Origin of the sequence: Streptomyces sp. NPDC059785 (genome assembly GCF_042732375.1) — a bacterium.
Lineage (GTDB): Bacteria > Actinomycetota > Actinomycetes > Streptomycetales > Streptomycetaceae > Streptomyces.
Window position 1 is genome coordinate 104,794 of record NZ_JBHWHV010000011.1, and the last position, 18,843, is coordinate 123,636.

The 18,843-nt window shown below is 71.0% G+C and carries 18 protein-coding genes and 1 pseudogene; 5 read left to right on the forward strand and 14 right to left on the reverse strand.

Annotated features, from left to right (window positions below; translation table 11 throughout):
* Positions 1-72: 72 nt before the first annotated feature.
* Together mgt and ACFV6E_RS11285 are read left to right on the forward strand one after the other, a co-directional pair.
* Positions 73-1,321: pseudogene (gene mgt / locus ACFV6E_RS11280) on the forward strand (macrolide-inactivating glycosyltransferase).
* Positions 1,322-1,558: 237 nt separating this feature from the next.
* The gene (locus tag ACFV6E_RS11285; RefSeq protein WP_385161568.1) at positions 1,559-2,746 is read left to right on the forward strand and encodes a CDP-alcohol phosphatidyltransferase family protein; all 1,188 of its coding nucleotides are present in this window, start codon (positions 1,559-1,561) and stop codon (positions 2,744-2,746) included.
* A gap of 88 nt (positions 2,747-2,834) precedes the next feature.
* On the opposite strand, the gene ACFV6E_RS11290 is transcribed toward ACFV6E_RS11285, so the two are convergent.
* Positions 2,835-5,102, reverse strand: a complete 2,268-nt coding sequence (locus tag ACFV6E_RS11290; RefSeq protein ID WP_385460683.1) for an MMPL family transporter — start codon at positions 5,100-5,102, stop codon at positions 2,835-2,837.
* Between the two features lie 253 nt (positions 5,103-5,355).
* Between ACFV6E_RS11290 and ACFV6E_RS11295 the strand changes: the two genes are divergently transcribed.
* The gene (locus ACFV6E_RS11295) at positions 5,356-5,901 is read left to right on the forward strand and encodes a DUF1697 domain-containing protein (RefSeq protein ID WP_385460686.1); all 546 of its coding nucleotides are present in this window, start codon (positions 5,356-5,358) and stop codon (positions 5,899-5,901) included.
* Between the two features lie 45 nt (positions 5,902-5,946).
* On the opposite strand, the gene ACFV6E_RS11300 is transcribed toward ACFV6E_RS11295, so the two are convergent.
* Positions 5,947-6,786, reverse strand: coding sequence for an aldo/keto reductase (locus ACFV6E_RS11300; RefSeq protein ID WP_385161574.1), 840 nt, complete (start codon positions 6,784-6,786; stop codon positions 5,947-5,949).
* Positions 6,787-6,824: 38 nt separating this feature from the next.
* Between ACFV6E_RS11300 and ACFV6E_RS11305 the strand changes: the two genes are divergently transcribed.
* Positions 6,825-7,847, forward strand: a complete 1,023-nt coding sequence (locus tag ACFV6E_RS11305) for a ketopantoate reductase family protein (RefSeq protein ID WP_385460689.1) — start codon at positions 6,825-6,827, stop codon at positions 7,845-7,847.
* A gap of 63 nt (positions 7,848-7,910) precedes the next feature.
* The gene (locus tag ACFV6E_RS11310; protein ID WP_385161578.1) at positions 7,911-8,519 is read left to right on the forward strand and encodes a TIGR03086 family metal-binding protein; all 609 of its coding nucleotides are present in this window, start codon (positions 7,911-7,913) and stop codon (positions 8,517-8,519) included.
* A gap of 10 nt (positions 8,520-8,529) precedes the next feature.
* Here ACFV6E_RS11310 and ACFV6E_RS11315 read toward each other — a convergent pair whose 3' ends face one another.
* The 12 genes from ACFV6E_RS11315 to ACFV6E_RS11370 form a co-directional block, all read right to left on the reverse strand.
* Positions 8,530-9,267, reverse strand: a complete 738-nt coding sequence (locus ACFV6E_RS11315) for a sirohydrochlorin chelatase (protein ID WP_385161580.1) — start codon at positions 9,265-9,267, stop codon at positions 8,530-8,532.
* A 17-nt stretch (positions 9,268-9,284) separates the two neighbouring features.
* Complete coding sequence (locus ACFV6E_RS11320; RefSeq protein WP_385460691.1) at positions 9,285-10,196, reverse strand: ABC transporter permease; 912 nt, start codon at positions 10,194-10,196, stop codon at positions 9,285-9,287.
* Complete coding sequence (locus ACFV6E_RS11325; RefSeq protein ID WP_385161590.1) at positions 10,183-10,971, reverse strand: ABC transporter ATP-binding protein; 789 nt, start codon at positions 10,969-10,971, stop codon at positions 10,183-10,185. The genes ACFV6E_RS11320 and ACFV6E_RS11325 overlap by 14 nt, the downstream gene beginning before the upstream one ends.
* Before the next feature lie 36 nt (positions 10,972-11,007).
* A complete protein-coding gene (locus ACFV6E_RS11330; RefSeq protein WP_385161584.1) occupies positions 11,008-12,114 on the reverse strand; it encodes an aliphatic sulfonate ABC transporter substrate-binding protein in 1,107 nt (368 codons plus the stop codon).
* A gap of 222 nt (positions 12,115-12,336) precedes the next feature.
* Entirely contained in the window at positions 12,337-13,692 is a 1,356-nt protein-coding gene (locus ACFV6E_RS11335; RefSeq protein WP_385460694.1) for a sulfate adenylyltransferase subunit 1, read from the reverse strand.
* Positions 13,693-13,694: 2 nt separating this feature from the next.
* Positions 13,695-14,630: a sulfate adenylyltransferase subunit CysD gene (gene cysD / locus ACFV6E_RS11340; protein ID WP_385460697.1), complete on the reverse strand. Its 936-nt coding sequence runs from the start codon at positions 14,628-14,630 to the stop codon at positions 13,695-13,697.
* Positions 14,627-15,214: an adenylyl-sulfate kinase gene (cysC, locus tag ACFV6E_RS11345; RefSeq protein ID WP_385166875.1), complete on the reverse strand. Its 588-nt coding sequence runs from the start codon at positions 15,212-15,214 to the stop codon at positions 14,627-14,629. The genes cysD and cysC overlap by 4 nt, the downstream gene beginning before the upstream one ends.
* Entirely contained in the window at positions 15,211-15,927 is a 717-nt protein-coding gene (locus ACFV6E_RS11350) for a phosphoadenylyl-sulfate reductase (protein WP_385166877.1), read from the reverse strand. The genes cysC and ACFV6E_RS11350 overlap by 4 nt, the downstream gene beginning before the upstream one ends.
* Positions 15,924-16,103, reverse strand: coding sequence for a hypothetical protein (locus ACFV6E_RS11355; RefSeq protein ID WP_385166879.1), 180 nt, complete (start codon positions 16,101-16,103; stop codon positions 15,924-15,926). Before ACFV6E_RS11355 ends, ACFV6E_RS11350 begins: the two co-directional genes overlap by 4 nt.
* On the reverse strand, positions 16,100-17,791 hold the full coding sequence (locus tag ACFV6E_RS11360; RefSeq protein ID WP_385166880.1) for a nitrite/sulfite reductase: 1,692 nt from the start codon (positions 17,789-17,791) through the stop codon (positions 16,100-16,102). The genes ACFV6E_RS11355 and ACFV6E_RS11360 overlap by 4 nt, the downstream gene beginning before the upstream one ends.
* A 132-nt stretch (positions 17,792-17,923) precedes the next feature.
* A complete protein-coding gene (locus ACFV6E_RS11365; RefSeq protein WP_316944184.1) occupies positions 17,924-18,007 on the reverse strand; it encodes a putative leader peptide in 84 nt (27 codons plus the stop codon).
* 128 nt (positions 18,008-18,135) lie between these two features.
* Positions 18,136-18,711 (reverse strand): GNAT family N-acetyltransferase, encoded by a 576-nt coding sequence (locus tag ACFV6E_RS11370; protein WP_385166882.1) that lies wholly within the window; start codon positions 18,709-18,711, stop codon positions 18,136-18,138.
* Positions 18,712-18,843 lie beyond the last annotated feature (132 nt).

The following is an 18,843-nucleotide window of genomic DNA, read 5'->3' on the forward strand; positions in this document are numbered from 1 at the left end:
CCGGGCCGGGCCCACGTGGCGACGCAGGGCCCGCCCGGCGGAGCGGGGGCCGGGCAGGGCAGGTGGGACGTAATCGCGTTGCACGAGACGTATCGTCTCGCCTAGCCTCACGGGCATGACCAGTCAGCGCGCTCATATCGCCATGTTCTCCATCGCCGCCCACGGCCATGTGAACCCGAGCCTCGACGTCGTCCGCGAGCTCGTGGACCGGGGGCACCGGGTCACCTACGCGATCCCGCCCGCCTTCGCCGACAAGGTGGCCGCGACCGGGGCCGAGCCGGTCCTGTGGAACTCGACGCTGCCCACGGACGACGACCCGGAGGCCTGGGGCACCGAACTCATCGACCACATCGAACCGTTTCTCGCGGACGCGCTCCAGGCGGAGCCGCAGCTCGCGGCGGCGTACGCGGGCGACGAACCGGACCTCGTGCTGTACGACATCACGGCCTACCCGGCGCGGGTCCTCGCCCACCGCTGGGGCGTCCCGATCGTGCAGCTCTCCCCGAACCTGGTGGCCTGGGAGGGGTACGAGGAGGAGGTCGGGCGGCCGATGTTCGAACCGCTGAAGCGGACGCCGCGCGGCGCCGCCTTCTACGAGACCTTCGGCCGCTGGATCGCGGACAACGGCATGGAGCTGAGCGTCGAGGACTTCATGGGGCGGCCCGACCGCTGCCTCGTCCTGATCCCGAAGGCGCTCCAGCCGAACGCCGACCGTGTCGACGAGGAGCGGTACACCTTCGTCGGGGCCTGCCAGGGCGACCGCGCGGCTCAGGGCGACTGGCGGCGGCCCGCCGGTGCCGAGAAGGTGCTGTTGGTGTCGCTGGGGTCCAGCTTCACCAAGCAGCCCGACTTCTACCGGGCCTGCGTGGAGGCGTTCGGCGATCTGCCGGGCTGGCATGTCGTGCTCCAGATCGGCAAGTTCGTGGACCCGGCCGAGCTGGGCGAGGTGCCGGACAACGTGGAGGTGCACTCGTGGGTGCCGCAGCTCGCCGTGCTCCGGCAGGCCGACGTCTTCATCACGCACGCCGGCGCGGGCGGCAGTCAGGAGGGGCTGGCCACCGGGACGCCGATGGTCGCCGTACCGCAGGCGGTCGACCAGTTCGGCAACGCGGACATGCTCCAGGCGCTGGGCGTCGCCCGGCACGTACCGATGGCGGAGGCGAGCGCGCGGACGCTGCGTGCGGCGGTGCTCGAGATGGCCGGCGACCCCGAGGTGGCGCGGCGGCTGAAGGAGATCCAGGAGGGGATGGCACGGGAGGGCGGAACACCGCGCGCGGCGGACCTGATCGAGGCGGAGCTGCCCGGGAGGCGTCCCGCCTGAGGTGTTCCGGCGTACCGCGGTTGCCTCGAAACGGTGAAAAGCTGGCGCACTTCACATAACAGTCAGATCACTTGATAACGGCCGGGTAACGCAGGCGCTTCCTGGTGGGTCCACGGACTCGTTCGACAGGTATGACCGTTACCCCTCGGGAAAGGTTGCACAAGGCGGATCTTGTGCCTTCTCTTAACGGATTCCTACCGTGAGATGAACTTGATTCGTCCGCCAGGAAGTTGACCCATGCCATCCCGTGACATCCCGCCGCTCGCCGAGGTCCGCCGCATCACCCAGAAGAAGCGCGACGCGTGGTGGACGGTGATCCTCGTCGATCCGGTGGCGACTCCCCTGGTGCGGCTCACGGCGAGATACACCCGGATCACGCCGAACCAGATCACCTGGGGCGCGCTCCTGCTCGGGCTGGTGTCGGCGGGCTGCTTCGCGATGGGGGACTGGCGCTGGCTGATCGCCGGCGCGCTCGTCTACCACCTGAGCTTCATCCTCGACTGCATGGACGGCAAGGTGGCCCGGCTCACCGGGCAGGGCTCGGTGTTCGGCGCCTGGCTGGACTACATATTCGACCGGATCCGGGTCATGGCCTGCGCGGTCGCGCTGATGGCCGGCCAGTACCACCGCACCGGCGAGACCCTCTACATCTGGCTCGCCGCCGCGGTCGTCTTCCTGGACGGGCTGCGTTACATCAACTCGCTGGAGATCTTCAAGACCCGGCACACCATGCGCAAGCAGATCAAGTCCCGCATCCGGGAGGCGCGCCGCGCGGAGAACAACGCCGGCGTCGCCTTCATGGAGGACCTGCTGCGCGACAACCCCGAGGCGGACATCGAGCAGGACCTCAGCAAGGCCGCGGCGGCGGGCGACGCCTACGCCACGACGGACGCCACCCCGGCCACGTACGACGATCTGGCCGCCCATGACGCCCCGTCCACGTACGACGCCCCGGCCGCCCCCGCCGTCCCGGCCACCCATGGCGACCTGACCGCACCCGCCGCGGACGGCTTCCCGGCGGCCCCGGCCGCCCAGCTCGCTCACGACGCCCCGCCCGCCCACACCTCCGCCGCCACGGACGACCCCGCCTCCACGGACACGGACACCACCACGACCGCGCCCTCCCGCAAGCAGGTCATCGACCTGCACCAGGAGTTCCGCCACCGCTTCCCGGCGTACCTGCGCCTGCGCTCGTTCCTGCTGCGCCACCGCATCCGTACGCACCTGATCAGCGGCATCGAGTTCCAGATGGGCGTGTTCATCGTCGGGCCGCTGCTCGACTCGGTGATCGAGGTGACGGCCGTGTCCGGTGCCCTGCTCCTCGTCTTCGAACTCGCCATCGTCTACAAGCTGCTGCTGTCGACGCGCGACTTCACCCGCACCCTCGACTCCTTCGACCGCGAGAACGTGACGACCGCGGCCTGACCGGAACGGACGTCCGGACGGCAGGCGGCACGCAGACGTGGCCGGGGTGCTCACCGAGCACCCCGGCCACCTGAGCGACGAGCGGCCGTCAGACCCGTACCGGCTCCCCCTCGACCGCCGGCGGCTGCTGCGGCGGTCCCGAGACCGCCTCCGGCGACTCGTCGTGGGTGAGGTCGGGCAGCCGGTGCAGCCACTTCGGCAGGTACCAGTTGCGCTCGCCGAGCAGGGACATCACCGCCGGGAGCAGCACTCCGCGGATGATCGTCGCGTCGATGAGGACGGCCGCCGCGAGGCCCACGCCCATCTGCTTCATCGACTGCATGGACAGCGTGCCGAAGATCGCGAACACGGCGACCATGATGACCGCGGCGCTGGTGACGACGCCCGCCGTGGTGACCACCCCGTGCCGGATGGCGTCCTTGGTGGCCAGCCCCCGCAGCCGCGCCTCGCGGATCCGGGAGACCACGAAGACGTGGTAGTCCATCGACAGGCCGAAGAGGATCACGAAGAGGAACAGCGGCAGCCAGGTGATGATGGCGCCCACGCCCTCCGCGCCGACCAGCGAGGCGCCCCAGCCGTGCTGGAAGACGGCGACGAGGATGCCGTACGCGGCGCCCACCGACAGCAGGTTGAGCACGATCGAGGTGATCGCGACCGTCAGTGAGCGGAACGAGAGCAGCATCAGCGCGAAGGCGAAGATCACGACGAAGGCGAAGACCGGGACGACCGCGCCGGCCAGCTGGTCGTTGAAGTCCTTCGACCCGGCGACCTGTCCGGTGATCGGCGCCTCGACGCCGTCGACCTTGCCGAGCGTCGCGGGCCGCACCTCGTCGCGCAGCTTGTCCAGGCTCGCCCCGGCCTTGTCCAGGTCGGAGCCGCCGACCAGCGGTACGTACACGTAGGCGAGGTTCTGCGCGTCGTGCAGCTTGATCTCCACCGGGCCGCGCGAGGCGCCCGAACTGATCGCCCGCTCCTTGAACGCGGCGAGCGCGGACTTCACCTCGGGGGCGTTGATGTCCTTGGCCTTGACGATCACCTCGGCCGGCTCGGTGCCGCCCGGGAACGCCTCGTTGACCCGGTCGTAGGTCTGCACGATCGGCAGCGAGTCGCCGAACTCCTGGTCGATGGTGAGGTTCTGGGTCTTCATGCCGACCGCGGGGGCGGCGATCGCCAGCAGGACGCCCGCCGCGACGAGGACGGAGACCAGCGGCTTGGCGAGCACCCCGCGCAGTACGGCCGACCAGAACCGGCTCTCCCCGCCCGTGCGGGCGGCGCGCCGCTCCATGGCCTTGCGCAGGAACGGGATCCGCCCCTTCTCGACCCGCTCGCCGAGGAGCGAGAGCAGCGCGGGCAGCACGGTCACGGAGCCGACCATGGCGACCGCCACGACCATCAGCGAGGCCAGGCCCATCGCCTCGAACTCGGCGAGCCCGGTGAACAGCATGCCCGCCATCGCCACGCACACCGTGACCCCGGAGACGATGATCGCGCGGCCGCTGGTGGCGGCGGCGATCCGCAGCGCGGTCCGGGCGTCCCGCCCGGCCGCGCGCTCCTCGCGCTCGCGGCGCAGGTAGAACAGGCAGTAGTCGACGCCGACGGCCAGACCGACCAGGAGCATCACGGAGTTGGCGGTGTCGCTCATCGGGATGACGTGGCTGATGATGCCCATCAGGCCCATCGTCGCCATGATCGCGGTGATCGCGAGCGCCACCGGCAGCAGCGCCGCCACCACCGCGCCGAAGGCGATCAGCAGGATGCCGAGCGCGACCGGGACCGCGGACAACTCGGCCTGCTGGAAGTCGTCGCCGAACGCGTCGTCGAACGTCTTGTTCATGCTGGCGCCGCCGATCTCCTCGATCCGCAGCCCTGAGTGGTCCTTCTGCACCTCCTCGACGGCCTTCAGCACCGGCTCGATGCGTTCGCCGGCGGTGTCGGAGTCCCCGCGCACGTCGAACTGCACGAGCGCGCTGCGGCCGTCCCCGGAGATGGTCTGCGTGTCGTACGGCGAGGTGACGTCGGTGACCTCGCCGGTCGCGTCGACCGCCTTCATCACGGCGGCGACCGCCTCGCGGAACGCGGCGTCCGTGGCCTTCGTGCCCGCGTCCTTCGCCTGCACGAGGACGGTCTCACTGGCCGGTTCCTCGATCCCGGCGTCCTCGACGATGTGCGCGGCCGTGCTGGTCTCGCCCTTGAGCTGATCACTGTCCTGTACGTCGACACGGCCCGCGGCCGAGCCGAGCCCCATCGCCAGGACGACGAACAGCACCCAGATGCCGACGGCCGCCCAGCGGTGCCGGGCGCTCCAGCCGCCCGCCCTGGCGGCTATGCCGCGCACCCTCGTGTCTCGGTTCCCCATCGCGGGCCTGCCCCCTCGTGTGCGGTGCCGGCCCCCTGCCGCCACCTCGCCCTATGAAGGTATGAGCGGCGTAAGGACGTCTCATCGTGCTCCCCGGTGAACCGCGGGCCGCCCGGCTCCTCCGTGCGGACCCCGGACCCTCCGCACTGGGGAGGATGAACGCCCCTTACACCTATCGGGGCGTCTCGGGGCCCTGGATCAGGGTCCCCGGCCCGGCGCCCGTGCCATGAGGGGGCGGACTTAAGGTGTGCGGATGACGACGTACGCGGCGCTGCTGCGCGGGATCAACGTGGGCGGCAGCAAGAAGGTGCCGATGGCAGAACTGCGCACCCTGATGCAGTCCCTCGGGTACGGGGACGTGACCACCTACCTCCAGAGCGGCAACGCCGTCTTCAGCAGCGACCACGGCGACGAGGAGACGCTCGCCGCCGAGCTGGCGGAGGCCGTCGAGCGGCACTTCGGCTTCCCCGTCGGCGTGCTGGTGCGCGACCACGCCTATCTGCGCGCGGTACGGGAGAACTGCCCGTTCCCGGCCGCCGAGCTGGAGGCGAAGCAACTGCACGCCATGTACTTCTCGCACCCCGTCGACGCGGAGCGGTTCGCGGCGGTGGACCCGGCGGCCTTCGCCCCGGAGGACTACCGCCTGGGCGACCGGGTCCTCTACCTGTACGCCCCCGACGGCCTCGGCCGCTCCAAGCTGGGCGAGACCCTGTCGAGACCGCGCCTGCACCGGGGTCTGCTCGCCACGACCCGCAACTGGAACACGGTCGTCAGGCTCGAGGAACTGACCGGCGCCTGACCCCGGTCCGGCGTACCCCGCCGCCCGCCGTCGCGCCCCGGAAGGTCACGCCGGCGCGTCGAGCCGGGCGAGGTCGTCGTCCGTGAGTCGTACGGAAGCCGCGTCCAGGTTCTCGTCCAGGTGGTCCCGGGAGCCCGTGCCCGGTGTCGGGCACAGGGCCGGGGAGTGGTGCAGCAGCCAGGACAGGGCGACCTGGCCCGGCGTCGCCCCGTGCGCGGCGGCGATGCGGGCGCACACCGGGTCCGCGGTCAGCGCGCCGTTGCCCAGCGGGAACCACGGCAGGAACGCGATGCCGCGCGCCGCGCAGAGGGCGAGCAGCGGCTCACAGGCGCGGTCGAGCAGGTTGTAGCGGTTCTGCACGGACGCGATGTCCGTCAGCTCCAGCGCCGCGCGCAGTTCGCCGGCCGTGACGGTGTCCAGACCGATGTGCCGGATCTTGCCCTCCGCGCGCAGCGCGTCCAGTGCGCCGAGCTGGTCCGCCATCGGCACCCCGGGGTCGAGCCGGTGCAGTTGGTACAGATCGACGGTGTCGAGCCGCAGCCGCCGCAGGCTGGCCTCGCACATCGCGCGCAGCCGCTCGGGCCGCCCGTCGACGTGCCAGGCGTCGGCGCCGGTACGGACCACACCGCCCTTGGTGGCGATCACCAGGCCGTCGGCGTACGGATACAGGGCCTCGGCGATCAGCTCCTCGGCGATCGACGGGCCGTAGTTGTCGGCCGTGTCGATCAGGGTGACCCCGCGCTCCACGGCCCGCCGCAGCACGGCCACCGCGTCCCGGGCGTCCCCGCGCGGACCCCAGTAGCCGGGCCCGGTGAGCTGCGCGGTCCCGAACCCGAGCCGGCGCACCGGCAGTTCGCCGCCCAGCACCCAACTTTCCGCGATCATTCGATGCAGCGTACAGGCGTTCGTGCGAGGCTTCGCGCATGCGTTACATCATCATCGGAGCAGGAGCGGTCGGCGCGGCGATCGGCGGACGGCTGGCCGGAGCGGGACACGAGGTCGTGCTCGTCGCGCGGGGCGCGCACCTCGACGTGCTCAGAGCGGACGGGCTGCGGTTCCTGACCCCGGACGGCCCGCACACGTACCGGCTGCCCACGGCCGGGGGCCCGGCGGACCTCGGCGAGCTGCGGACGGACGACGTCCTGCTGCTCGCCGTCAAGACACAGGACAGCGAGGCGGCCCTCGCGGCCTGGGGCCCGGCACCCGTGGCGGGCGGCGGCACGGCGGCGGAGCGGCTGCCGCTGCTCTGCGCGCAGAACGGGGTCGAGGGCCAGCGCATGGCGCTGCGCCGCTTCCGGCGGGTCTACGGCGTCTGCGTCTGGCTGCCCGCCACCTTCGTCGAACCGGGCGTCGTCTCCGCCGCGGGCACCCCGCTCACCGGCATCCTGCACCTCGGCCGCCACCCGCACGGCACCGACGAGACGGTCCACCGGATAGCCGCCGACCTGGAGAAGGCACGGTTCGAGGCGCCGGTCGTGCCCGACGTGGCGCGCTGGCAGTACGCCAAGCTCCTGACCAACCTGGCCAACGCGATCGAGGCGGTCAGCGGCGCCCGCTTCGGCGACGAGGGCGCGGCGCTCTTCCGGCGGGTGCGCGCGGAGGGCGAGGCGGTGCTCGCCGCCGCCGGGATCGACCACACGAGCGAGGCGGAACAGCGCGCCGTCCGCGGCGACCGGATCACCCTGGCGCCGCTCGACGGCGCCGAGCGCGGCGGCGGCTCCTCCTGGCAGTCCCTCAGCCGCGGCACCGGCACCATAGAGGCCGACTACCTCAACGGCGAGATCGCCCTCCTCGGCCGGCTGCACGGCGTACCGACGCCGCTGAACGACCTGCTCCAGCGGCTCGCCAACACCTTCGCGCGGGAGGGCAGGGCGGCGGGTTCGCTGCCGGTGCGCGAACTGGTCCGGCTCGCGGACGAGGCCGTGGCCGACGCCCGGAACCCGTAGGAATCCGGGTGCTGTCGCGTTTGTTCAAGAAGCAGGGGCCGGACCGCTCCTAGCGTGGAGCGCATGACCAGTACCAAGAGTGCCAACAGCTCGAACAGCGCGTACGACAGCGTGCGTCCGTCGATGGTGGAGTGCGCCGCCGAGGCCGCCCGGGTGGCCCGCGGCGTCCCCGCGGACCGGCTCGGCAGCCCCAGCCGCTGCCCCGGCTGGGACGTGCGCACCCTGGTGAACCACTGGGTGCTCTACACCTCGCACGGCATGGAGCACCGCGCCCGGCGCACGCCGCTCCCCGACGAGCTGACCGGGCGCGACTTCACCGCGGAGCCCGGCTGGGCCGAGGCGTACGCCGCGCAGCTCGACCGCGCCGTGGCCGCCTGGGACGACCCGGCGGTGTGGGAGGGCGAGATCGACCTCGGGATGGCGAAGACGCCCGCCGGGGAACTCGCCGCGATGATCGTCAAGGAGACGGCGGTGCACGGCTGGGACGTCGCCGTCGCCACCGGCCAGCGCTTCCGTGTCTCGGACGGCACCGCCCGCCTCGTCCTGGAGGTGGTCGACCGGTACGGCGACCTCTACCGCCAGTACGACGGCTTCGCAGCCCCGGTTGCCGTACCGGACGACGCCCCCCTCTTCGACCGCGCGCTGGCCCTGAGCGGACGCGACCCCCGGTGACGCGGGGGTGCTACGCGCCCACCGCCGCCAGCGCCGGCCTGCGCGCCTCGTCGTAGCGGAGCAGCAGCAGCTCGGCGACCTCCGGGCAGGGGCCGAGGACGTCCGCGAGGACGTCGGCCCCGGCGGCGCCGCGGGCGATCCGGTCCGGCAGGAAGCCGGGCGCGAGGACGTACGGGGCGACCGCCACCCTCGCGCAGCCGAGGGCGCGCAGCTCGCGCACGGCGTCCTCGGTGCGCGGCAGGGATGCGGAGGCGAACGCAGGCCGCACGGCGCACCAACCGGTGTGCCGCCACTCCCGCGCGATATCAGCGATCACTGCGATCGCCTCCGGGTCGGAGGACCCCGCCGAGGCCAGTACGACCCCGGTCGAGGGCTTGTCGGCGGGGCCGAGCCCCGCCTCGTACAGCCGGCGTTCGAGCGCGGCCGTCAGCAGCGGTGACGGGCCGAGCACCGCCGCCTGGCGGATCCGCAGCCGGGACGGCGCGTCCCGCAGCACCGCCGGGATGTCCGACTTGGCGTGGAAGGCGCGGGTCAGCAGCAGCGGCAGCGCCACCACGTCCCGTACGCCCTCCGCCGCCAGGGACTCCAGGACCCCGTGCACCGACGGGATGTTGAAGTCCAGGAAGCCGGTCTCCACGCGCAGCCCGGGGCGCAGCGACCGCAGTCGCCGTACGAGGGCGTGCACCGTCGCGGCGTGCCGCGGGTCGCGGCTGCCGTGGGCGATGACGAGAAGCACCGGTCGGGACATGGGATTCAGCTCTTCACTCAGCTCTTGACGAGGAGACCGCGGCTGCGCAGCACCCATCGCTCCAGCGGGCTGAAGATCAGCAGGTCGATGGCGATACCGACGATCAGGATGAGCAGGATCGCCTCGAAGACCATGGCCATGTCGCTGGCGTTGCGGCCGTTCTCCAGCAACTGGCCGAGGCCGACCCCGAGATCGGGGAAGGACGCGATGATCTCCGCCGCCATCAGCGAGCGCCAGGCGAACGCCCAGCCCTGCTTCAGACCCGCCACGTAGCCGGGCAGCGCGGCCGGCAACACGATGTGCCAGGTGCCCTTGAGGCCCGTGGCGCCCAGCGTGCGGCCCGCCCGCAGGAACAGCGGCGGCACCTGGTCGACGCCCGACACCAGGCCGTTGGCGATGGACGGCACGGCACCCAGCAGGATCACCGCGAACATCATCTTGTTGTTCAGGCCCAGCCAGATCACGGCCGGCGGCACCCAGGCCACCGACGGCAGCGACTGTAGCCCGGACAGGATCGGGCCGATGGCCGCCCGGACGAACTTCACCCGCGCCACCAGCAGACCCAGCGGCGTGCCGATCAGCAGGGCGAAGAAGAAGCCGAGTAGGCCGCGCGAGACGCTGGTCCAGATGTAGCCGAGCAGATTGCCCTGGAGCCAGGCGTCCTGGACGACGTGCCACACGTCGGCCGGTGCGGGCAGCTTGGTCGGATCGTCGACGATCTTGAACGAGACGAGCGCCTGCCACACCACGAGCACCAGCACGACGGCGGTGACGGGCGGCAGGATCTTCTCCCTGAAGGTCTGCCGGAAGGGCCTGCGGCCCTGCTGGACGGTCTCCAGCGCGTCCAGGCCCGCTTCGAGCCCGGCGAGATCGCCGCCGTCCCTGGCTGCGCCGTCCTTGGTGACGGCCGTGGTCTCAGTGCTGGCCATGACGACGGATCTCTCCCCGCAGTTCTTCGGTGATCTCGACGGACAGCTCCGCCACGGCGCTGTCCTCGATCCGGCGCGGATGCGGGATGCCGACCTCCCACTGACGCGCGACCCGTCCCGGACGGGAGGACAGCAGCACCACGCGCTCGGCGAGCCGGACGGCCTCGCGCACGTTGTGCGTGACGAACAGGACGGACACCCGCGTCTCGCGCCAGATCCGGGTCAGCTCGTCGTGCAGCACGTCCCGGGTGATCGCGTCGAGCGCCGCGAACGGCTCGTCCATCAGCAGCAGCGGGCTCTCCTGCGCGAGCGCCCGAGCCATCGCGACGCGCTGGCGCATCCCGCCCGACAGCTCGTGCACCCGCTTGCCGTACGCGCCCTGAAGCCGGACGAGTTCGAGCAGTTCCTCCGCCTTCGTGCGCCGCTCGGACTTGGCGACGCCGCGCAGCTTCAGCGCGAGCTCGATGTTCTTGCCCGCGGTCAGCCAGGGGAAGAGCGCGTGCTCCTGGAACATCAGGGCCGGGCGGCCGTCCGTCGTGATCGTGCCGGCGGTGGGCTCGTCGAGCCCGGCCACCAGGTTCAGCAGCGTCGACTTGCCGCAGCCCGAGGCCCCCAGGAGGGTGACGAACTCGCCGGGCGCGACATCGAGAGTGATGTCGTCCAGGACGAGCTGCTGCCCGGCGGGGCCCGGATACGACTTGGAGACGTGCTCGATCCGGGCGGCGTGGCCGGCCGTGCCGGTGCCGTCGGCAGCCTTGGCGAGAGTGGTGGCCATGGTCGTCACCTCCTGGGAACTCATCGGGATCCGTCCTTACGAGGTCGCGCCGAGACCGGCGTCGTCGACCGTGGACTCACCCGCGGCCTTGAGGACCTTGTTCAGGAGGGTGAGGTCGTAGATGCCGTCGAGGTCGGGCTTCTCCAGCAGACCCGCCTTGACCGCGTGCTCCGCCTCGGTGTCGAGGGTGGCGGCCAGCGGGTCGTCCAGGATCCTGATCGACTCCCACGCCGGGTCCAGGACGTCGTCCGGCAGCGCCTTGCCGGAGTCGATCTCCAGCTGCTTGTTCGCCGCGGCCTTTGCGTCGTCCGGATTGGCGTTGATCCACTTGTTGGTCTCGACGGACGCCTTCAGCACCGCCTCGACGGCCTTCGGGTGCTCCTTGAGGAACTTCTGCGACACGATGATGTTCGTGATCACGAACTTCTTGTCCGGCCACAGGTCGGCCTCGTCGAGCAGTACCTTCGCGCCCTCGGCGACCAGCTTCGACGCGGTCGGCTCCGGCACCCAGGCGCCGTCCAGCGAGCCCGCCTTGTAGGCGTCCGGGGTGACCTTGTTGTCGCTGCGGACCACCGTGACGTCGCCCTTGCCGCTCTGCGCGTCGACCTTCCAGCCCTGCTCGGCGATCCAGTTGAGGAACGCCACGTCCTGGGTGTTGCCGAGCTGCGGGGTGGCGATCTTCTTGCCCTTGACGTCCTTCAGGGACTTGATCTTCTCCGGGTTGACCACGAGCTTCACGCCGCCGGAGGCCGAACCACCGATGATCTTCAGGCTCTTGCCCTGGGACTTGGTGTAGCCGTTGATCGACGGCGAGGGGCCGATCCAGCCGATGTCGATGGAGCCGGAGTTCAGCGCCTCGATCTCGGACGGACCCGCGTTGAACGTCGCGTACTTCGCCTTGGTGGCGCCCAGCTCCTTCTGGAAGAAGCCCTTCTGGTTGCCGACCAGCGCGGTGGCGTGGGTCAGATTGCCGAAGTAACCGATCTTGACGGAGTCGAGCCCGTCGGTCTTCTTCGCTCCGGCGGCGACCTTGGCGCTGTCGTCGTCCTTCGCCTGTGAGCCGTACCCGCAGGCGGCGAGGGTCAGGAGCGGCAGGGCGGCTATCACCGCGAGAGTGCGGCGGAGGGCGGTTTTGGCAGGCACGGGAGGCAGTCCCCTCGTCGGCCCGGCGGTCACGGTCTCTCAGGTCGTGGCCGGGAGGTCGGCAGGTCTTCGTTCACGGCGGTGGGGGGCGTGGGCGCGCAAGCGGTGCGCGTACGTCTTCACGCACATCGCCCGACCCCGCCCTGCCCGCTACCGAGGGCGCCGCTGCCGACCCGGCCGCCCTCCTTGGCGAACGTGGAGAAGTAGTCGGTGGGGGACATGTCAGAAGTCCCACCCGTCGTCGTCCGCCTCGTCCTTGACCGGCTCGGGCGCGGCGAAGGACTCGCCGACCATGCCCGCGGTGAGCGTGGTGCCGTCGGAGGGGTCGATGAGAATGAACGATCCGGTGCGCCGGGAGTCGGCGTACGCGTCGAGCGGCAGCGGCTCGGCGGTACGGATCTTGACGCGGCCGATGTCGTTGGCGACGAGCTGCCCCGGGTGCGGGTGCAGCGACAGGTCGTCCAGGGTCAGCCGGGACGGGATGTCCTTGACGATCGCCTTGACCGTACGGGTGCCGTGCTTGAGCAGTACCCGGTGGCCGACGGTCAGCGGCTGGTCGGCCACGTGGCACACGGTCGCGTCGACGTCCTGGGTGGTCGCCGGCGCGTCCGTGCTCGGCACGATCAGATCGCCGCGCGAGATGTCGATGTCGTCCTCGAGCAGCAGCGTCACCGACTGCGGCGTCCAGGCGACGTTCACCGGGGTGCCGAGCAGGTCGATCCCGGCGAGCCGCGTGGTGCGCCCGGACGGCAGCACGGTCACGGACTCGCCGACGCGGAACGTGCCGGCCGCGATCTGGCCCGCGTAGCCGCGGTAGTCGGGGTGCTCGGCGGTCTGCGGGCGGATCACGTACTGCACGGGCAGCCGGGCGTGGCAGTGCGCCAGGTCGTGGCTGACCGGGACGGTCTCCAGGTGCTCCAGGACGGTGGGGCCGCCGTACCAGTCCATGTTCGCGGACGGCTCCACCACGTTGTCCCCGGCCAGCGCCGAGATCGGGATCGCGGTGATCTCGGGGACGCCCAGCTCGGACGCGTACGCCGTGAACTCCTCGGCGATCGCCGCGAAGACGGACTCCTTGTACTCGACGAGGTCCATCTTGTTGACGGCGAGGACGACGTGCGGGACGCGGAGGAGGGCGGCGACGGCGGCGTGCCTGCGGGTCTGCTCGATGACGCCGTTGCGGGCGTCGACGAGGACGACGGCGAGGTCGGCGGTGGAGGCGCCGGTGACCATGTTGCGGGTGTACTGCACGTGGCCGGGGGTGTCGGCGAGGATGAACCGGCGCCGGGGCGTGGCGAAGTACCTGTACGCGACGTCGATGGTGATGCCCTGTTCGCGTTCGGCGCGCAGGCCGTCGGTGAGCAGGGCCAGGTCGGGGGCTTCCTGGCCGCGGCTGGCGGAGGCGCGCTCGACGGCTTCGAGCTGGTCGGCGAGGACCGACTTGGAGTCGTGCAGGAGGCGGCCGACGAGGGTGGACTTGCCGTCGTCGACGGATCCCGCGGTGGCGAACCGCAGCAGGGTGGTCGCGGAGAGCTGCTCGACCGACAGCGGCTCGGTGGGTTCGGTGGTGCTGGTCATGGTTAGAAGTACCCCTCGCGCTTGCGGTCTTCCATCGCGGCCTCGCTCATCTTGTCGTCGGCGCGGGTGGCGCCGCGTTCGGTGAGGCGGGAGGCGGCGATCTCGGCGATGACGGCGTCCAGGGTGGTGGCGTCGGAGTCGACGGCGCCGGTGCAGGACATGTCGCCCACGGTGCGGTAGCGGACCTGGCGCTTTTCGACGGTCTCGCCGTCCTTGGGGCCGCCCCAGTCGCCGGCGGTCAGCCACATGCCGTTCCGGTTGAAGACTTCGCGTTCGTGGGCGAAGTAGATGCCGGGCAGGTCGATGTGTTCGCGGGCGATGTACTGCCAGACGTCGAGTTCGGTCCAGTTGGACAGGGGGAAGACGCGGACGTGTTCGCCGGGGGCGTGGCGGCCGTTGTAGAGCTGCCACAGCTCGGGCCGCTGGCGGCGCGGGTCCCACTGGGAGAACTCGTCGCGCAGGGAGAAGACGCGTTCCTTGGCGCGGGCCTTTTCCTCGTCGCGCCGTCCGCCGCCGAAGACGGCGTCGAAGCGTTCGGCCTGGATTCTCTCGGTGAGGGGGAGGGTCTGGAGGGGGTTGCGGGTGCCGTCGGGGCGTTCGCGGAGCACACCGCGGTCGATGTAGTCCTGGACGGAGGCCACATGGAGGCGCAGCCCGTGGGCGGTGACCACACGGTCGCGGTAGTCCAGGACCTCGGGGAAGTTGTGTCCGGTGTCCACGTGCAGCAGCGAGAACGGTACCGGCGCGGGCGCGAACGCCTTCAAGGCGAGGTGGAGCATGACGATGGAGTCCTTGCCGCCGGAGAAGAGGATCACCGGCCGTTCGAACTCGCCCGCCACCTCGCGGAAGATGTGCACCGCCTCGGACTCCAGCGCATCCAGATGCGACAGGGCGTACGGGCTGTCGGTCTCCTCGGAGACGGTGACGGCGCTCGTCATGCCAGGCCCCTTTCGGTGAGCAGCGTATGCAGCGCGGCCGCGGACTCCCGCACGGTCTGGGTGTGCGACTCGATACGCAGATCGGGCGACTCGGGTGCCTCGTACGGGTCGTCGACCCCGGTGAGCCCGGAGATCTCGCCCGCCGCCTGCTTGGCGTACAGCCCCTTCACGTCACGCTCGCTGCACACCTCGACGGGGGTGGCGACATGCACTTCGAGGTACGCCGCTCCGCTCGCCTGGTGGCGCTTGCGGACCGCCTCGCGGCTGTCGGCGTACGGCGCGATCACCGGGACCAGCGCCTTGACGCCGTTGCGGGCGAGCAGGTCGGCGAGGAAGCCGATGCGCTGCACGTTGGTGTTGCGGTCCTCGCGGGAGAAACCGAGGCCGGAGGAGAGGAACTCGCGGATCTCGTCGCCGTCGAGCACCTCGACGAGGTGGCCCTCCTCGCGCAGCCGGCCTGCCAGCTCGTACGCGATCGTGGTCTTGCCGGCGCTCGGCAGACCCGTGAGCCAGATGGTGGCCCCGGTCGTCACTTGCTTCTCCCGCGGGTCTTGATCGGTCGTGGGGGTGGTCGTCGTGGTCATGCGTGCAGCCCGCATTCGGTCTTGCCGAGCCCGGCCCAGCGGCCGGACCGGGCGTCCTCGCCCTCCAGGACCCGCCGGGTGCAGGGCGCGCAGCCCACGGACGGGTAGCCGTCCATCAGCAGCGGGTTGGTGAGCACTCCGTGCTCCGCCACGTACGCGTCCACGTCGTCCTGCGTCCAGCGGGCGATCGGCGAGATCTTGACCTTGCGGCGCTTCTCGTCCCAGCCGACCACCGGGGTGTTCGCCCGGGTCGGGGACTCGTCGCGGCGCAGTCCGGTCGCCCACGCGTCGTACGCGGTCAGGCCCCGCTCCAGCGGCTGGACCTTGCGCAGCTTGCAGCACAGGTCGGGGTCGCGGTCGTGCAGCTTCGGGCCGTACTCGGCGTCCTGCTCGGCCACCGTCTGCCGCGGGGTGAGCGTGATGACGTTGACGTCCATCACGGCCTCCACCGCGTCGCGGGTGCCGATGGTCTCCGGGAAGTGGTAGCCGGTGTCCAGGAAGACGACGTCGACTCCGGGGAGCGCGCGGGAGGCGAGGTGCGCCACCACGGCGTCCTCCATGGAGGAGGTCACACAGAACTTCTTGCCGAAGGTGGCCGCGGCCCACTGGAGGATCTCCAGGGCGGTGGCGTCCTCCAGGTCGCGCCCGGCCTGCTCGGCGAGGTCCCGCAGGCCCTCGCCGGTGCGCTCGTCACGCACGGTCGTGGTCGTCATATCTCGTCCCCTCCAACGTCGTTGCGCTGAAGTCCCCGGGTGAGCAGCCCCAGGAACTTCAACTGGAAGGCTCGATTGCATGCCGCGCATTCCCAGGCGCCGTGGCCGGCTTCGCCGGGGCGCAGGTCCTCGTCCCCGCAGTAGGGGCAGTAGAAGGGCGCCGCGCGCTCGCTCACGACAACGCCTCCTCGGAGGCCCGGGTGGCCCAGGCGGCGAACCGCTCGTCGGCCTCGCGCTCGGCCACGAAGCGCTTCAGGACGCGCTCGATGTAGTCGGGAAGTTCCTCGGAAGTGACCTTCAGGCCACGGACCTTGCGGCCGAAACCGGCCTCCAGGCCGAGCGCGCCGCCCAGGTGCACCTGGTAGCCCTCGACCTGGTTGCCGTCGTCGTCCAGGACGAGCTGGCCCTTGAGACCGATGTCCGCGGTCTGGATACGGGCACAGGCGTTCGGGCAGCCGTTGATGTTGATGCTGACCGGCTCGGTGAACTCCGGCATACGGCGCTCCAGTTCGTCGATGAGCAGGGCGCCGCGCGCCTTGGTCTCGACGATGGCGAGCTTGCAGAACTCGATGCCCGTGCAGGCCAGGGTGCCCCGCCGGAACGGCGACGGGTTCACCTGGAAGTCCAGCGCCTCCAGGCCCGCCACCAGCGAGTCGACCTGGTCCTGCGCCACGTCGAGGATGATCATCTTCTGCTCGACGGTGGTGTTGAGCCGGTCGGAGCCGTGCGCGGCGGCCAGCTCCGCGATCTTCGTCAGGGTGGTGCCGTCGACCCGGCCGACGCGCGGGGCGAAGCCCACGTAGTACCTGCCGTCCTGCTGCGGGTGCACGCCGACGTGGTCGCGCCACTTGGAGGAGGGCTCGGCCGGCGCCGGACCGTCGACCATCTTCCGCTTCAGGTACTCGTCCTCCAGGACCTGGCGGAACTTCTCCGGACCCCAGTCGGCCATCAGGAACTTCAGCCGGGCCCGGTTGCGCAGCCGCCGGTAGCCGTAGTCGCGGAAGATGCCGACGACACCCGCCCACACGTCCGCGACCTCGTCCAGCGGCACCCAGGCGCCCAGTCGCTGGGCCAGCTTGGGGTTGGTGGACAGTCCGCCGCCGACCCAGAGGTCGAAGCCGGGGCCGTGCTCGGGGTGGACCACGCCGACGAAGGCCACGTCGTTGATCTCGTGGACGACGTCCTGCACGGGGGAGCCCGAGACGGCCGTCTTGAACTTGCGCGGCAGGTTGGAGAACTCCTTGCTGCCGATGTAGCGCTCGTGGATCTCGTCCACGGCCGGGCTGCCGTCGATGATCTCGTCCGCGGCGATGCCCGCGACGGGGGAGCCGATGATGACGCGCGGGCAGTCGCCGCACGCCTCGGTCGTGGAGAGGCCGACGCCCTCCAGCTTCTCCCAGATCGCCGGCACGTCCTCGATGCGGATCCAGTGGAGCTGGATGTTCTGCCGGTCGGTGATGTCCGCGGTGCCGCGCGCGTACTCCTGGGACACCTCGCCGATGGCGCGCAGCTGCGCGACGGTCAGCCGGCCGCCGTCGACGCGCACGCGCAGCATGAAGTACCGGTCGTCCAGCTCCTCCGGCTCCAGGATCGCGGTCTTGCCGCCGTCGATCCCGGGCTTGCGCTGGGTGTACAGGCCCCACCAGCGCATCCGGCCGCGCAGGTCGTTGGGGTCGATCGAGTCGAAACCGCGCTTGGCGTAGATCGTCTCAATGCGTGTCCGCACATTGAGACCGTCGTCGTCCTTCTTGAACTGTTCGTTGCCGTTGAGCGGAGTGTGGTGACCAACGGCCCACTGCCCCTCGCCGCGGTGACGGCTCACCTTGCGGCGGGGCGCGGCGGGATTCTGCGGGGTGGCGGCCATGGCTGATACGTCCTTCGGGACTACGGGACAGGCAGGAAGCGGCTCTGACCTGCGCGCGCGAATGCATGCGAAAAGCACGGGCGCGTCATTGCGCGAGGTCGGTACGGGAGAATCTCGGCGGTGCTGGGCTGTTCAGCTCGCCGGACAGATGGCGCTGGACATGCGGCAGAGATCGACGTGTCGCCGACTCACCAAGGCAATTCCAGTTCCAGACATGACGGAAGCGTGTCACGTGGATTCCGGGAGAGTCCACCATCATCCATCATGTGGACACCCGTGTCTCGTACGGCGAGACAAGGGTGTCGTTGCTCACACGATCGCGTGACCGGAGGTTTCGTCGCAGGTCAGCCTATGCGGGCCCCGGGCCAGGGGCCGGGCGTCGCCACCTCCGGCTCGTCCTCGACCTTGGTGTCGAAGACGGTGAAGCCACGGCGCAGATAGTTGTCCATCGCGTGCTCGCCGTCCTTGCTGCACGTATGCAGCCACACCCGCTCGGTCGGCGCCAGCCCCGGCCACCGCTCCGCCAGGTCCCAGGCCCGCGCGGCCCCGTACGACAGCAGGTGGCCGCCGATGCGCCGGCCGCGGAAGGCGGGGAGCAGCCCGAAGTAGACGATCTCCACGGCCCCGCCGTCCTGCGCCTGAAGCTCGACGTACCCGGCGGGCGTCCCCCGGTCGTAGGCGACCCAGGTCTCCGCCCCCGGCCGCCCGAGCACCTCCCGCCACTCGGCGTACGTCCACCCCAGCCGATCCGTCCACCGGATGTCTCCACCCACGGAGGCGTACAGAAAACGGCTGAACTCGGGCGAGGGCACTTCGGCGCGCACGATCCGGATGTCTCCATCGGGTGCGGCGGCGACCCGCAGATCGGCCGGGGAAGTCTGTTCCAGTGACCAGGTCGTCACGGCGATGCTGCTGCTCATGGGGGAAAGGGAAGCACGCCTGTGCGAGAAGACGCAGGCCGGGGCGAGATTTCAGGGGCGCGGGGAACTGCGCGACAAGCCACGACGGCTCCGCAGCCGACACACCCGAGAACGCCCCGCCCCCTTGGTCGA

Coding starts and splice junctions, on each gene's coding strand:
- ACFV6E_RS11310 (WP_385161578.1), top strand. CDS start 7,911: ATGACCAGTACCAAGAGTGCCAACAGCTCGAACAGCGCGTACGACAGC.
- cysC (WP_385166875.1), bottom strand. CDS start 15,214: ATGACCACGACGACCACCCCCACGACCGATCAAGACCCGCGGGAGAAG.
- ACFV6E_RS11365 (WP_316944184.1), bottom strand. CDS start 18,007: ATGTCTGGAACTGGAATTGCCTTGGTGAGTCGGCGACACGTCGATCTC.
- ACFV6E_RS11315 (WP_385161580.1), bottom strand. CDS start 9,267: ATGTCCCGACCGGTGCTTCTCGTCATCGCCCACGGCAGCCGCGACCCG.
- ACFV6E_RS11360 (WP_385166880.1), bottom strand. CDS start 17,791: ATGGCCGCCACCCCGCAGAATCCCGCCGCGCCCCGCCGCAAGGTGAGC.
- ACFV6E_RS11320 (WP_385460691.1), bottom strand. CDS start 10,196: ATGGCCAGCACTGAGACCACGGCCGTCACCAAGGACGGCGCAGCCAGG.
- ACFV6E_RS11285 (WP_385161568.1), top strand. CDS start 1,559: ATGCCATCCCGTGACATCCCGCCGCTCGCCGAGGTCCGCCGCATCACC.
- ACFV6E_RS11290 (WP_385460683.1), bottom strand. CDS start 5,102: ATGGGGAACCGAGACACGAGGGTGCGCGGCATAGCCGCCAGGGCGGGC.
- ACFV6E_RS11325 (WP_385161590.1), bottom strand. CDS start 10,971: ATGGCCACCACTCTCGCCAAGGCTGCCGACGGCACCGGCACGGCCGGC.
- ACFV6E_RS11295 (WP_385460686.1), top strand. CDS start 5,356: ATGACGACGTACGCGGCGCTGCTGCGCGGGATCAACGTGGGCGGCAGC.
- cysD (WP_385460697.1), bottom strand. CDS start 14,630: ATGACGAGCGCCGTCACCGTCTCCGAGGAGACCGACAGCCCGTACGCC.
- ACFV6E_RS11300 (WP_385161574.1), bottom strand. CDS start 6,786: ATGATCGCGGAAAGTTGGGTGCTGGGCGGCGAACTGCCGGTGCGCCGG.
- ACFV6E_RS11370 (WP_385166882.1), bottom strand. CDS start 18,711: ATGAGCAGCAGCATCGCCGTGACGACCTGGTCACTGGAACAGACTTCC.
- ACFV6E_RS11305 (WP_385460689.1), top strand. CDS start 6,825: ATGCGTTACATCATCATCGGAGCAGGAGCGGTCGGCGCGGCGATCGGC.
- ACFV6E_RS11335 (WP_385460694.1), bottom strand. CDS start 13,692: ATGACCAGCACCACCGAACCCACCGAGCCGCTGTCGGTCGAGCAGCTC.
- ACFV6E_RS11350 (WP_385166877.1), bottom strand. CDS start 15,927: ATGACGACCACGACCGTGCGTGACGAGCGCACCGGCGAGGGCCTGCGG.